The organism is Chitinimonas taiwanensis DSM 18899, from assembly GCF_900119825.1.
In the GTDB taxonomy this organism is placed as follows: domain Bacteria; phylum Pseudomonadota; class Gammaproteobacteria; order Burkholderiales; family Chitinimonadaceae; genus Chitinimonas; species Chitinimonas taiwanensis.
Genome location: NZ_FPKR01000014.1, coordinates 128,529 through 142,043 on the forward strand (window position 1 = coordinate 128,529; position 13,515 = coordinate 142,043).

A 13,515-nucleotide genomic window follows, 5' to 3' on the forward strand; every position below is an offset into this window, starting at 1 on the left:
CCCGCACTCACCATCCCCCTCCGCATCACGGCTGCACCCCGCCGCCTGATCAAGCACAGCCCTTGATCAGATTTAGCGGCACACCGTCCAAAGCGTCTCCACACCCGCAATTCAGCTGCCACTCAGCCAGCAGCGGCTACACTCAAGCCTTATGCTTGCCCGAATCTCCTTCCGCCCGCTGCTGCTGTGCGCGTTTCTGCTGATCATTGTCCTGTTGGGCAGCGCCTCGCTGCGCGGCCTGCTGACGCTGGAAAAGCTGATTGGGCAGAACCGCGCGGGGGCGAGCCAGGCGCTGGAGCTGAATACCGATGCCCAGCTGCTGGCCGAACGCAGCGTGGCCATGCAGCGTGCCGCGCGCCAATACCTGGTGCTGGAGGAAAGCAGCTTCCGCCTGCGTTATGAGGAAGCGCGCCGCGATGCCGAGGCGGCGCGCCAGCGCCTGCTGCGCGCGCTGCCGCAGTCGCAAGCCCTGCAGGGCTGGACCCAGCCGCTGCAGACCGTGAGCACCCAGCTGGCGGCCACCGGCATGTCGGTGGAAAGCCGCGAGCCGCTGCTGGCGCAGGCCTTCCGCGATCTGGATGCGCTGAATACCCAGATTGGCGAGCAGGTGCGCAGCGAGATAGACGCCCGCCACCGTGCGCTGCTGGATGAGCTGGAAGCGGGCCGCGCCCAGCTGAGCTGGCAGGTGCTGGCGGCGTGCTTGCTGGCCGTGGCGCTGGCGCTGGTCTTCGGCCTGTGGCTGACCAAGCCCATCCTGCGCCTGGAGGCGGCCATCGTGGCGCTGGGCGAAAACCAGCTGGACGAGGCCATCGATATCCACGGCCCGGCCGACCTGCAACGCCTGGGCCAGCGCCTGGACTGGCTGCGCCAGCGCCTGGGTGAGTTGGAGGCGGACAAGGCACGCTTCCTCAGCCATATCTCGCACGAGCTGAAAACCCCGCTGGCCGCGCTGCGCGAGGGGGTGGCTCTGCTGGTGGACGAGGTGGTCGGCCCGATGAATGAGCAGCAGCAACAGATCGCCCATATCCTCAGCCAGAACACCCTGGCGCTGCAGACCCAGATCGAGGACCTGCTGCGCTTCAATGCCGCCACCTTCGAAGCGCGCCAGCTGAACCTGGTGCCTACCGAACTGCTGGGCCTGATCCGCAAGGTGATCGCCACCCAGCAGCTGCAATGGCAGGCCAAACAGCTGCGCGTAGACTTGCAGGGCGAAGCGCTGAGCGTGGCGGTGGATGCCGACAAGCTGAGTACCGCCCTCGGCAATCTGCTCTCTAATGCGATCCGCTTCAGCCCGGATGGCGGCCAGGTGCGCTTTCGCCTCAAGCGCCGCCTTGGCCACCTGGCCATCGAGATCAGCGACCAGGGGCCGGGCATTGCGCCGCAGGATCGCGCCCGCGTGTTCGAACCGTTTTTCCAGGGCCAGCGCCAGATGCCCGGCGCGCGCCGCGGCAGCGGCATCGGCCTGTCCATCGTGCATGAATACATTGCCGCCCATGGCGGTCAGATTGCCTTGCTGCCCGCCGAAGTGGGCTGTCGCTTCCGGATTGAACTGCCTTATGACCCTGAATGAATGCCGTCTGCCCGCCCTGCTGCTGGCCGCCCTGCTTGGTGGCTGCGCCAGCCGCCTGCCGCCCGTCAAGGTCGAGCCGCCCAGCCCGACCGACCTCGCCAACCGCGAAGTGCTCGACTACCAGCAAAAGCTGCAGGACTTCAGCCCGGCCGAGCGCGAGCAAGAGCTGCGCCGCCTGAGTAGCGCCACGGCCACGCCGGCCAATAGCCTGAGCCTGGCCCTGCTACTGGCGCGCTCACGCAGCAGCGCCGACCTTGCGCAGGCGCAGGCCTTGCTCGATGCCGTGCAGCGCAAGCCGGATGCCCAGCCCTACCAGCCGCTCGCGCGCCTGCTGAGCAGCCTGATTGCCGGTTTGCGCAGCGAACAACGCAAGCAGGAGGAACAGCAGGGCGAGCAGAAAAAGCTGGAAGAGCAGCTGGAGCGGCAAGGCCAGCAGCTGCGCGACAGCCTGAAGAAGAATGAACAACAGAATGAGAGGCTGGACGCGCTGCGCGGCCAGCTCGATGCCCTGAATCTCAAGCTCGAAGCGCTGAAGGCGATTGAGCGCAGCCTGCCCAGCCGGCCGGCCCCCGCCAGTAATGGAGTCAAACCATGAGTGCCCATATCCTGCTCGTCGATGACGATACCGATCTGCTCAAGCTACTCAGCATGCGCCTGAGCGCCGCCGGCTACCGGGTGACCGCGGTGGAGACCGCCGATGCGGCCCTGGCCCGACTGGCCATCGAGCGCCCGCAGCTGGTGCTGAGCGATGTGCGCCTGCCCGACCGCGATGGCCTGGCGCTCTACGACCAGATCCGCGCCCAGTTCCGCGCGCTGCCGGTCATCCTGCTGACCGCGCACGGCACGATTCCCGATGCGGTGGAAGCCACCGCGCGCGGCGTGTTCGGCTATCTGACCAAGCCCTTCGACAGCAAGGTGCTGCTGGATAAGATCGCCCAGGCCCTGGCACTGAGCGCCGCGCCGGAAGACCGTGACAGCGGCGACAGCAGCTGGCGCGAAGCCATCGTCAGCCGCTCAACGCGCATGGCCGCGCTGCTGGCCGAGGCCAAGCTGATTGCCGGATCGGACGCCAGCGTGCTGATCCGCGGCGAAAGCGGCAGCGGCAAGGAGCTGCTGGCGCAGGCCATCCACCGCGCCAGTCCACGCGCCAAGCAGCCCTTTATCGCCGTCAATTGCGGCGCGATTCCCGAAGCGCTGCTCGAATCGGAACTGTTCGGCCATATGAAGGGCGCCTTCACCGGCGCAGTGGCCAACCATCGCGGCCTGTTCCAGGCGGCCGATGGCGGCACGCTTTTCCTGGACGAGATCGGCGACATGCCGCTGCCGCTGCAGGTCAAGCTGCTGCGCGTGCTGCAGGAACGCTCGGTGCGCCCGGTCGGCGCCAGCCAGTCGCTGCCAATTGATGTGCGCCTGCTCTCGGCCACCCACCGCGACCTGGACGCCGCCATGGCCGACGGGCAGTTCCGCGAGGACCTGTATTACCGGCTCAATGTGGTGACCCTGGCCCTGCCCAGCCTGGCCGAGCGGCGCGAGGATATTCCGCTGCTGGTCAACCACTTCCTGGCCAAGCTGGCCGAGAAATACCAAAAGCGCCTGAACGGCTTTGCGCCCGAGGCGCTGGAGGCGCTGGCCACCGCGCCCTGGCCGGGCAATGTGCGCCAGCTCTATAACGCGGTCGAACAGGTGTGCGCGCTGGCCACTTCGCCCATCATCCCGCTCTCGCTGGTGCAGCGCGCACTGCGCGTGCCGGCGGTGGAAGTGCTTAGCTATAGCGAGGCCAAGCAGCGCTTCGAGCGCGATTACCTGGTGCGCCTGCTGAAGCTGACCGATGGCAGCGTGGCCGATGCGGCGCGGCTGGCCGAGCGCAATCGCACCGAGTTCTACCGCCTGCTGCAAAAACACGACCTGACCCCAGGCCTGTTCCGCGAAACAGCGTCGCCAAATGGCGACAGCGTGGCCAGCTAAGATTTCAGTGACTTAGGCGGGGGTAGCGCACAGCTGTCGCTGTATAGCGACAAAATGGGTGGTTTAACCGGCTCGCCGCGTGCCCAGCAGCAAACATGCGGTCAACACAGCGTGCTATCTCACTGTAATAAAACAACTTTTTTAAAGTGGCACAGGCATTGCAGTAGTGGGCTTGTCACGCCAATCGGCGTACTACTTATTCCGATTCACAAGAAAGGAAATCCCCATGCAATTCCGTTCCCTGCTTCGTATCGCCGCTCCGCTCGCCCTGGCCGCCGCGCTGACCAGCCCAGCCTTCGCTACCGACAGCAAGACCATGGAAGCCAGCGGCCCAGCCGCCAAGGCAGGTGTGTATGTGGATGACGCTGCCATCACCGCCAAGGTCAAGGCCGCCCTGCTGAGCGAAAAGGACATCTCCGCCCTGGACGTGAAAGTCAGCACAAAGGAAGGCGTGGTCACCCTGAGCGGTAAGGTCGACAAGCCGGAAGCCGGTGTGCGTGCACTGCAAGTCGCCTCCGCCGTGGAAGGCGTGAAGAGCGTGCAGAGCGAGCTGCAGGTCGGCACCAACTAAACATGCGTTACGGGCCAGGCGCCCGTCGCTCCTCTCCCTGTAAGTCGCGTCCGCAAACTGCGCGACCCTTTGAGATCGGCCTCGGCCGATCTTTTTTTTGCCTGCCCGCTTGCCCTGCCCGGCGCCCGGCCGCTATGGTCGGCCTCCTTGACCACCACACACCAGGCCCGGCAATGCTGCATCACCTGTCCTTCGGCGTGCGCGACCTCGCGCTATCAGCCGCTTTCTACGACGCGGCGCTACACGCACTCGGTTATCGACGCGTGTTCGAAGATGACGATGCGATCGGCTATGGCGTAGCGGATGGCGAGGACCTGCTCTGCCTCAAGCATTGCGCCGACGCAGCCGCGCCAGGCGAGGGTTTTCATCTGGCCTTTGCGGCCACCTCGCGCGCCGCGGTCGACCAGTTCTACGCTGCCGCACTGGCCGTGGGCGGCCAGGATAATGGCCCACCCGGCCTGCGCCCCGACTATGGCCCGCACTATTACGCAGCCTTCCTGATCGACCCTGACGGTTATCGGATAGAAGCGGTGTGCAAGGCGCCCAGCTAGGCCTTGCGGGCCAGCAGGGCAGCCAGACCGAAGGCGCGCCAGTACTCGGGGCCAGGTACTAGGCCTGCCTGCTGCAAGAGTTCAGCGCGCCGTGCGGCGCTGAGTGGATACACATGCTGGCGCAGATGGGCGAAATCGAGCTCCACCCTGTCGCGGCGGGTCTGGCTGCGGCATTGCTGCTGATACCAGGCCTCAAACAGCTGCTCGAACCCCGCCTCGCCCCGCTCGCCGCCCAGATCGGCCAGCAAGAGCACACCGCCCGGCCGCAAGGCGGCCGCCAAGGTCTGCAGGTAAGCAGCCTTGCTGCCATCGTCGGGCAGAAAGTGCAACACCAGCAGGCTGGTCGCCGCATCGAAGCTGGCCGCGGGCAAGGGCTGCTCACTCACCTTGCCGGGCAGCAGCTGCACACGGTCGAGCAAGCCGGCCTCTTCGCAGCGCGCCTGGGCCAGCGCATTCATATCAGCCGAGGGCTCGATGCCGGACAGCTGCCAGCCGGGTGCGGCTGCCGCATAGCGCAGCAGCTCTTCGCCCGTGCCGCTGCCGGCCACCAGCACACGCGCACTGGCGGGCAGCGTAGCCAGCAAAAGCTCGGTGGATAGCTGGTGCAGGAGTTCGTAGCCGGGAATCAGCGCGCGTATCTTGGCCGAATAGGCGGCGGCATGGCGCGCGTCGTAGCGCACACCGTTCTGCAAGGTCTCATCCATACGGTTCACGCTATTTAACCGAGTTCGAACAGGGCCTGGCCCTGCTGGCTAGGCGCCGGACGCCCGGTGTCCAGCTGAGCATGCACCAGCTCGCCCAGGCGGCGCAGCTTGGCTTCCTGCACGGCACTCCAGGGCTCGCCCGCGCACAGGCGCAGATAGTTGCGGTAGGCATTGCGCGCCGAGAACAGCGGGCCGGGCGCAAAGCTGATGTCTTCCTCGACCGAGGCCTGCAAGAGCCGCGTGCTGTCCGCACCGGCCGGCAGCTCTATCCAGCACATATAGCTGCCCTGCGGACGGGTCCAGCGCGTACCGGCCGGGAAGTAGCGCGCCAGGCCATCGTGCAGGCGGGCCATCTGCTCGGCACACATGCGGCGCAGACGGCGCATATGCAGATCGTAGCCGCCGCTTTCCAGAAAGCGTGCCAGCGTGGCTTGCGTAATGGCCGGCGTGGAGAAGGTATTGATGTATTTGAGGATCTCCACCCGCGAACGGTAGCGGCCAGGCGCAATCCAGCCTACGCGCATGCCGGGCGCCACCAGCTTGGTGTAGCTGGCCACGTACAGCACATTGCCGTCCTCATCGAAGGCCTTGGCCGGGCGCGGACGCTCGCGGCCTTGGTAGAACTCGCCGTAGATATCGTCCTCGATCAGCGGCACTTTGCGCTCGGCCAAGAGGCGCACCAGCTGCTGCTTGGCCTCATCGCTCATCAGGCTGCCGGTAGGGTTGCTGAAATTGGGCATCAACACACAGGCTGCCACGGCACCATCGCGAGTGGCCAGGTCCAACGCGGCCAGCGAGATGCCGCGCTCGGGGTCGGTGGGAATCTCGAGCGCCTTCAAGCCCATCGATTCGAACAGCTGCAAGAGACCGAAATAGGTCGGCGATTCGACCGCCACCACATCGCCGGGCTGGGTGGTAGCACGCAGGGCAAGATTGAGCGCCTCGATGCCACCGGCGGTGATCTGCACATCATCGGGGCTGAGCCGCCCACCCCATTCCATTGCATGGCGCGCCACCTGGCGGCGCAGCACTTCCAGCCCACGCGTGCCGCCGTATTCGGACAGCAGATTGGGCGATTGCTTGAGTGCCTCGTTCATCAGCCTCTGCAGCTGGCTGTTCGGAAAGCACTCCGGCGCCATCACCGCATAGCAGAAGCCATGCTGGCGACCACGGGTCAGCTGCAGATAGTCCCATAGGCGTTTATTGACGGTGACTTCAGCCGGCTGGCTGGACGGGCGCGATGGTGGTGGTGGCTCCACCAGCTTCTGGCGCACAAAGAAACCCGACTGGGGCCGCGCCTCGATCAGGCCGCGATCTTCCAGCACGCGGAAGGCTTCGGTGACGGTGGACAGGCTGACGCCACGCCGGTCACGCAGCTCGCGCAGGCTGGGCAGGCGCTCGCCGGCGCGCAAGGTGCCGGCCGCCACCATGGCGGCAATCTCGTCGGCAAGGGCCAGATATAGGGTAGTGCTGCGGGCGCTGGTCATGGTGGCGCAATCAAAGTGGCGGGCCCGGCTATCTTGCGCTGCAAGCCGGTGCAGGGCCAAGGAACAGTTGGGGGGCAAAACGACCGTGACAGTTGGCGCTGGCGGCCAGCTGTTCTGCCCGAAACAGGAACAGTCTGGGCCTAAAAACCCTGCCGGGCTGCGCGTAATCTGGCCAGCATCAACCACCGCCAGGAGCGCCGCCATGCAACAGTCCTACCGTCTCAGCAAGGAATCCTTACTGACGCTGCCTACGCGCGCCGGCAGCTGCATTGCGGTGGAAAGTGGCGTGATCTGGTTCACCGCCGCGGGCGCCGATATCGTGCTGGGGCGTGGTCATAGCTACCAGCTGGCACAGGACGAGGCGCTGCTGATCCAGGCGCTGGCCGATACGCACTTCAGCCTGCGTAGTGAAGCGCGCACACCCAACCTACCGCTGCGCCTGGCCAATCTGTTCGGCCGTAACAAGCTGCTCAGCCACTGAAACCGGCACGCCACCGCCTACTGGCCGTGGCGTTTTTCCAGCTTGCAGTCATAGCTGAGTATCACCCGCCCTTCGGGGTCACAGCTTTCCAGCTTGACCGAGAAACCCCACAGCCGCGCGATATGCTTGAGCACCTCGTGTACGCTATTGGCCAGCGGGCGGCGGTTGTGCTGGGTGTGGCGCAGCGTCAAGGCGCGGTCGCCGCGGGTGTTCACATCCCAGATCTGGATATTCGGCTCGCGATTGCCGAGGTTGTACTGGTCGGCCAGCTTCTGACGTATCGCGCGGTAGCCGGCATCGTCATGAATCGCGCTCACCTCCAGCTGTGCCTCCTGGTCGTCGTCGCGCACCGCGAACAGGCGAAAATCACGGATCAGCTTGGGCGATAGATACTGGGCGATAAAGCTCTCGTCCTTGAAGTTACGCATGGCGAACTCCAGCGCCGGCCGCCACGGCGTGCCGGCCAGATCGGGGAACCAGAAGCGGTCCTCCTCGGTAGGCTGCTCGCAGATGCGCTTGATATCGGTGTACATGGCAAAGCCCAGCGCATACGGGTTGATGCCCGAGTACCAGCGGCTGGTGACCGGCGGCTGGTAGACCACATTGGTGTGCGAATGGAGGAACTCCATGATCGCGCCATCGGTGAGCAGGCCCTCGTCATACATCCGATTCATGATCGTGTAATGCCAGAAGGTCGCCCAGCCCTCGTTCATCACCTGGGTCTGGCGCTGCGGGTAGAAATACTGCGCCACCTTGCGCACGATGCGCACGATCTCGCGCTGCCAGGGGTCGAGCAGCGGGGCGAATTTCTCGATGAAGTAGAGCAGGTTTTCCTGCGGCTCTTCCGGAAAGCGGCGGCTGACGGCCTTTTCCGCTTCCTCATGCCGGCGCGGCAGCGTGCGCCACAGCTCATTCACCTGGCTTTGCAGATAGTCGGCCCGCTCGGCCTGGCGCGCCTGTTCCTCCGCCACCGAAAGCTTGGGCGGGCGCTTGTAGCGATCCACGCCGTAGTTCATCAGGGCATGACAGCTGTCCAGCAGCTCCTCCACCGCATCCACGCCATAACGTTCCTCGCATTTGCGGATGTACTGCCGCGCAAATACCAAGTAGTCGATGATGGCCGAGGCATCGGTCCAGGCTCGGAACAGGTAGTTGCCCTTGAAGAAACTGTTGTGCCCGAAGGCCGCATGGGCGATCACCAGCGCCTGCATGGTGATCGAGTTCTCTTCCATCAGATAGGAAATGCAGGGACTGGAGTTGATGACGATCTCGTAGGCCAGCCCCATCTGGCCACGCTTATAGCCTTTCTCCGTACTGAGAAAGTGTTTGCCATAGCTCCAGTGGTGGTACATAACCGGCATGCCGACCGAGGCATAGGCATCCATCATCTGCTCGGCGGTGATGATCTCGAGCTGGTTCGGATAGGTATCGAGGCCGAAATCGGTAGCGATGCGGCTGATCTCCTTGTAGTAGCGATCAATCAGTTCAAACGTCCATTCCGAACCAGTGGACAGCGGCCCCTTGGCCGGCGGCTCGGCTTTCTTGCGACTACGTTTCCTGCTCTCGGCAGGCGCGGGGGCGATCTCGCTCATGTATGGCTCACCGTCTTCTTGAACAGGTCGCGGAACACCGGATAGATATCGGCCGGCGACTGGATCTTGCGCATGGCGAAGTGGCTGCAGGCCTCCCTCACCTGCTCGTATTCGGCCCACAGATTCTGCGGCTCGCCCTCGGTGATCTCGATATAGGCGTAGTACTGCACCAGGGGCAGGATGTCGCCCAGCAGGATGTCCTTGCACACCACCGAATCGCTATCCCAGTTATCGCCGTCCGAAGCCTGGGCGATGTAGATATTCCAATCATTGGTGGGAAAGCGCTCAGCAATGATCTGGTGTACGAGCTTGAGCGCCGAGCTGACCACGGTGCCGCCGGTATCGCGCGCATGGAAAAAATCATGCTCGTTCACCTCGGCCGCCTGGGTGTGGTGGCGCACGAATACCACCTCGATCTTTTCGTAAGCGCGGGTCAGGAACAGGTAGAGCAGAATGAAGAAGCGCTTGGCCGTGTCCTTCTTCTGCTCATCCATCGAGCCCGAGACATCCATCACGCAAAACATCACTGCCTGGGTATGCGGGCGCGGCACCCGCACGCGGTTGCTGTAGCGCAGATCGAAGGGGTCGATAAATGGAATGCCGATGATGCGGGTCTTAAGCAGGCGGATTTCCTCGCGCAAGGCCTTCACCGCGGGGTCGCTCTCGTCGTGCTTTTCCAGCAGCTCATCCAGCTCTTCACGCGCTTCGTTCATGCGCGCCATCGGTCCGGCAGTCAGGGCAATGCGCCGCCCCAGCGCGCCCTTAAGCGAGCGCACTACATCGATATTCGAGGGCGTGCCATCAGTGCTGTAGCCCGCACGCACCTGCTTGAAGGCTTCGGTCGCGGTCAGCTGGGTCTTGACCAGATTGGGCAGCTCGAGGTCTTCGAAGAAGAAATTGAGGAATTCCTCGCGGCTGAGCTCGAACACGAAATCGTCTTCGCCTTCCCCATCCTGCGAGGCCTTGCCCGAGCCGCCCTTGCCGCCATTCTCATCCGGGCGGTCGATATGATCGCCCTTCTGGTATTCCTTATTGCCAGGATGAACCGTTTCCCAGACCCCGCCGCGCGCATGGCCAAACACCGGCTCCGACACGTCCTTGACCGGGATGGAGACCTTCTCGCCACTCTCGATATCGGTGATCGAGCGGCCCTTGACTGCACGGGTCACCGCTTCCTTGATCTGGCCCTTGAAGCGGCGCAGAAAGCGCTCGCGGTTGATAGCAGATTTGTTCTTGCCGTTGAGCCGGCGGTCGATCAGATGAACCATGGTGGCTCCCGTGAAAGTGCGTCACGCACGCAGCGTTGCCGACGGCGAACCTGGCGCAACAATACGGTTCGCCGCAGCGGCCACTCTCACCCTATGAAGACTTGCGCACGCGCAGGTACCAGTCGCACAAGAGCCTTACCTGCTTGGCCGTATAGCCCTTCTGCACCATGCGGTTCACGAAATCCTCATGCTTCTTGGCGTCTTCATTGCTGCCCTTGGCATTGAAGGAAATCACCGGCAGCAGCTCCTCGGTATTGGAGAACATCTTCTTCTCGATCACCGCGCGCAGCTTCTCATAGCTGGTCCAGGTCGGATTCTTGCCGGCATTATTGGCGCGCGCCCGAAGCACGAAATTGACGATCTCGTTGCGGAAATCCTTGGGATTACTGATCCCAGCTGGCTTCTCGATCTTCTCCAGCTCGTTGTTCAGCGCATTGCGATCAAAGCTTTCGCCGGTATCCGGGTCACGGTATTCCTGGTCCTGAATCCAGAAGTCGGCAAAGGTCACATAGCGGTCGAATATGTTCTGCCCGTACTCGGAATAGCTCTCCAGATAGGCGGTCTGGATTTCCTTGCCGATGAACTCGACATAGCGCCCGGCCAGATACTCCTTGATATAGGCGAGGTATTTCTGTTCGGTCTCGGGCGCGAACTGTTCGCGCTCCACCTGCTGCTCCAGCACATACAGCAGGTGCACCGGATTGGCGGCCACTTCCGAGTGGTCAAAGTTGAATACCTTGGACAGGATCTTGAACGCCCAGCGCGTGGACAGACCATCCATGCCCTCGTCCACACCAGCAAAATCGCGGTACTCCTGAATCGACTTTGCCTTCGGATCGGTGTCCTTCAGGTTCTCACCGTCATACACCAGCATCTTGGAGAAAATGCTCGAGTTCTCCGGCTCCTTCAGCCGCGACAAAATCGAGAACTGCGACATCATCTTCAGCGTGCCCGGCGCACAAGGTGCTTGATGCAGCGACGAGTTGCGCACCAGCTTCTCGTAGATCTTCACCTCTTCGCTGACACGCAGGCAGTACGGCACCTTGACGATATAGATACGGTCGAGGAAGGCCTCGTTATTCTTATTGTTCTTGAACTGCTTCCATTCCGACTCATTCGAGTGGGCCAGCACGATGCCATCGAAGGGAATGGCCCCGAAACCCTCGGTTCCCTTGAAATTGCCCTCCTGAGTCGCCGTCAGCAAGGGGTGCAACACCTTGATCGGTGCTTTGAACATTTCCACGAATTCCAACAAGCCCTGATTGGCCAGGCACAGACCGCCCGAGTAGCTATACGCATCCGGATCATCCTGCGCATATTTCTCCAGCTTGCGGATATCCACCTTGCCAGTCAGTGAGCTGATGTCCTGATTGTTCTCATCACCGGGCTCGGTCTTGGCCACCGCGATCTGCTTGAGCACCGAGGGATAGCGCTTGACGACGCGGAACTGGTCAATATCCCCATTGAATTCCTGTAAGCGCTTAACCGCCCAAGGACTGGGAATGCATTTCAGATAGCGGCGCGGAATACCAAACTGCTCTTCCAGAATCGGCCCATCCTCGCTGCCATTGAACAAGCCCAGCGGCGACTCATTGACCGGACTGCCTTTCACGCAATAGAACGGCACCCGCTCCATCAACTCCTTGAGCTTTTCCGCAATCGAAGACTTACCGCCGCCCACCGGCCCGAGCAGATAGAGAATCTGCTTACGCTCTTCCAGGCCCTGGGCAGCATGGCGGAAGTAGGACACTACCTGCTCAATCACCTCTTCCATGCCATAGAACTCGCGGAAGGCTGGATAGACGCGGATCACCTTGTTCGCAAACACCCGGCTCAGGCGCGAGTCATTGCGGGTATCCACCATCTCCGGCTCACCAATGGCCAGCAACATGCGTTCAGGCGCAGTGGCGTAAGCACCGGGGTCGCGTTTGCACAGTTCCAGGTATTCCCGCAGGCTCATTTCCTCCTCGCGGGTTCGATCATAACGGGCGCTGAAGTTGGCGAAGATATCCATGGCGATCCCTCTTTGCTAGGCACGACGAAGAAGCGGTATACGTTTGGGACACAGCGCGGCGAAAAGTTCGCGCAGCAATTGGGCGAGGTTTTATGCTTGGGTTAAGGGTCTGATTTCGGTATAGCACATGGCTTCCGCACGGCTATCCATGATTCCCGCCACCGCTTAGCCAGGTAGGAGCACTTGCCAGGAGAACGTACGTTCTCTAAAGTAAAGGTGTCATTTTTGGCCTATCCCGCTTGAGCTCGCATGAACGATTTCGAGAAAGACTTCGACTACCTGGGGCGTATCCAGGACTATTACGCAGATAATCGCTGCTTGCCCTCTTACGCTCGCCTGATGGGGCTACTGGGCTTTGCCAGCAAATCAGCCGTCTCCAAGCTACTCGCCCGCCTGCAGCTGCAGGGTTTTCTGACCCGCAGCGCGGATGGCGACTGGGCACCCACCGACCGCTTCTTCGAGCGCACGCTGTCCTCGCAGCCTGTACCTGCCGGCATGCCCGTGGCAGCAAGGGATGTCGGCAGCGATGCCTTCGCCATCGATCAATACCTGATCGAACGGCCATCCGATACCTTGCTGATCCCGGTCAAAGGCGATTCCATGATCGATGCAGGCATCCATGAGGGCGATCTGGCCGTCATCGAGCGACGTAATCGCGCCAATAGCGGTGATATCGTGATCGCCATCGTGGACAACGAATTCACCCTGAAAACCCTGGGCCGAGAACAGGGCCGCTTTGTGCTGTTACCGGCCAATCCGGCCTACCCCGTCATCCGGCCGAAGGCAGAGCTGGAGATCTTCGGGGTGCTGGTAGGTCTGGTGCGCAAATACCGCGGCTAGCGCCCATCCAGGCAAAGCCGCCCAAACGAAACAGCCCGCGTGAGCGGGCTGTTTGCATTTCACTCCATCAGTACCCTGTATCCGCCCCTCGCCGCCAAGCAACGGGCCAACGGGCAATTCAAATATCACGATCCATACCACGCTCAGCGCTGCGCCAAAGTAAAAGCCCCAGTCTCTGTTGAGACCGGGGCTTTTCGGTAGGGAGCCTGGCAGTGACCTACTTTCACACGGGAGATCCGCACTATCATCGGCGCGGTGTCGTTTCACTGTCCTGTTCGAGATGGGAAGGAGTGGGTCCAACACGCTATGGCCGCCAAGCATAACTGGCGTGCATCCTGACTTCGTCAAGACACAACATTTTCAGTTCGCTGCTCTTACAAGCAACAAACCATGGAAGAAGTAATCAATGCGATTGAGTTGATTCGACGTATCACAAACACACCCAAACGTCTTGGGTTATAGGATCAAGCCT

General features: G+C 62.3%; 12 protein-coding genes and 1 rRNA gene. 7 read left to right on the forward strand and 6 right to left on the reverse strand.

Annotated features, from left to right (window positions below):
* Positions 1–151 precede the first annotated feature (151 nt).
* From BT173_RS16815 to BT173_RS16835, 5 genes are all read left to right on the forward strand, one after another.
* Positions 152–1,570 (forward strand): ATP-binding protein, encoded by a 1,419-nt coding sequence (locus BT173_RS16815; RefSeq protein ID WP_072429833.1) that lies wholly within the window; start codon positions 152–154, stop codon positions 1,568–1,570.
* A complete protein-coding gene (locus tag BT173_RS16820) occupies positions 1,557–2,165 on the forward strand; it encodes a hypothetical protein (RefSeq protein ID WP_072429834.1) in 609 nt (202 codons plus the stop codon). The genes BT173_RS16815 and BT173_RS16820 overlap by 14 nt, the downstream gene beginning before the upstream one ends.
* Positions 2,162–3,535 (forward strand): sigma 54-interacting transcriptional regulator, encoded by a 1,374-nt coding sequence (locus BT173_RS16825; RefSeq protein ID WP_072429835.1) that lies wholly within the window; start codon positions 2,162–2,164, stop codon positions 3,533–3,535. Before BT173_RS16820 ends, BT173_RS16825 begins: the two co-directional genes overlap by 4 nt.
* A 226-nt stretch (positions 3,536–3,761) precedes the next feature.
* A complete protein-coding gene (locus tag BT173_RS16830) occupies positions 3,762–4,106 on the forward strand; it encodes a BON domain-containing protein (protein ID WP_072429836.1) in 345 nt (114 codons plus the stop codon).
* A 173-nt stretch (positions 4,107–4,279) separates the two neighbouring features.
* Positions 4,280–4,657 (forward strand): VOC family protein, encoded by a 378-nt coding sequence (locus BT173_RS16835; RefSeq protein ID WP_072429837.1) that lies wholly within the window; start codon positions 4,280–4,282, stop codon positions 4,655–4,657.
* On the opposite strand, the gene BT173_RS16840 is transcribed toward BT173_RS16835, so the two are convergent.
* Positions 4,654–5,361: a class I SAM-dependent methyltransferase gene (locus BT173_RS16840; protein ID WP_072429838.1), complete on the reverse strand. Its 708-nt coding sequence runs from the start codon at positions 5,359–5,361 to the stop codon at positions 4,654–4,656. The two genes, BT173_RS16835 and BT173_RS16840, sit on opposite strands and share 4 nt — an antisense overlap.
* A 14-nt stretch (positions 5,362–5,375) precedes the next feature.
* Positions 5,376–6,848: an aminotransferase-like domain-containing protein gene (locus tag BT173_RS16845; RefSeq protein WP_072429839.1), complete on the reverse strand. Its 1,473-nt coding sequence runs from the start codon at positions 6,846–6,848 to the stop codon at positions 5,376–5,378.
* Between the two features lie 202 nt (positions 6,849–7,050).
* Here BT173_RS16845 and BT173_RS19700 point away from each other — a divergent pair, with 202 nt between their 5' ends.
* Complete coding sequence (locus BT173_RS19700; RefSeq protein WP_072429840.1) at positions 7,051–7,329, forward strand: DUF2917 domain-containing protein; 279 nt, start codon at positions 7,051–7,053, stop codon at positions 7,327–7,329.
* A 17-nt stretch (positions 7,330–7,346) separates the two neighbouring features.
* Here the strand turns inward: BT173_RS19700 and BT173_RS16855 are convergent, their stop codons facing one another.
* The 3 genes from BT173_RS16855 to BT173_RS16865 all read right to left on the reverse strand — a co-directional run bounded on the left by BT173_RS16855 (position 7,347) and on the right by BT173_RS16865 (position 12,203).
* Positions 7,347–8,921 carry a SpoVR family protein gene (locus BT173_RS16855; RefSeq protein ID WP_084658786.1) on the reverse strand — a complete coding sequence of 525 codons (1,575 nt, stop codon included), beginning with the start codon at positions 8,919–8,921 and terminating at the stop codon, positions 7,347–7,349.
* On the reverse strand, positions 8,918–10,189 hold the full coding sequence (locus BT173_RS16860) for a YeaH/YhbH family protein (RefSeq protein WP_072429841.1): 1,272 nt from the start codon (positions 10,187–10,189) through the stop codon (positions 8,918–8,920). Before BT173_RS16860 ends, BT173_RS16855 begins: the two co-directional genes overlap by 4 nt.
* Positions 10,190–10,280: 91 nt before the next feature.
* Complete coding sequence (locus tag BT173_RS16865) at positions 10,281–12,203, reverse strand: PrkA family serine protein kinase (protein WP_072429842.1); 1,923 nt, start codon at positions 12,201–12,203, stop codon at positions 10,281–10,283.
* 249 nt (positions 12,204–12,452) lie between these two features.
* On the opposite strand from BT173_RS16865, the gene BT173_RS16870 reads away from it, so the two are divergent.
* The gene (locus BT173_RS16870) at positions 12,453–13,043 is read left to right on the forward strand and encodes a LexA family protein (RefSeq protein WP_072429843.1); all 591 of its coding nucleotides are present in this window, start codon (positions 12,453–12,455) and stop codon (positions 13,041–13,043) included.
* A 204-nt stretch (positions 13,044–13,247) separates the two neighbouring features.
* Here BT173_RS16870 and rrf read toward each other — a convergent pair.
* A 5S ribosomal RNA gene (rrf, locus tag BT173_RS16875) occupies positions 13,248–13,361 on the reverse strand.
* Positions 13,362–13,515: the final 154 nt, after the last annotated feature.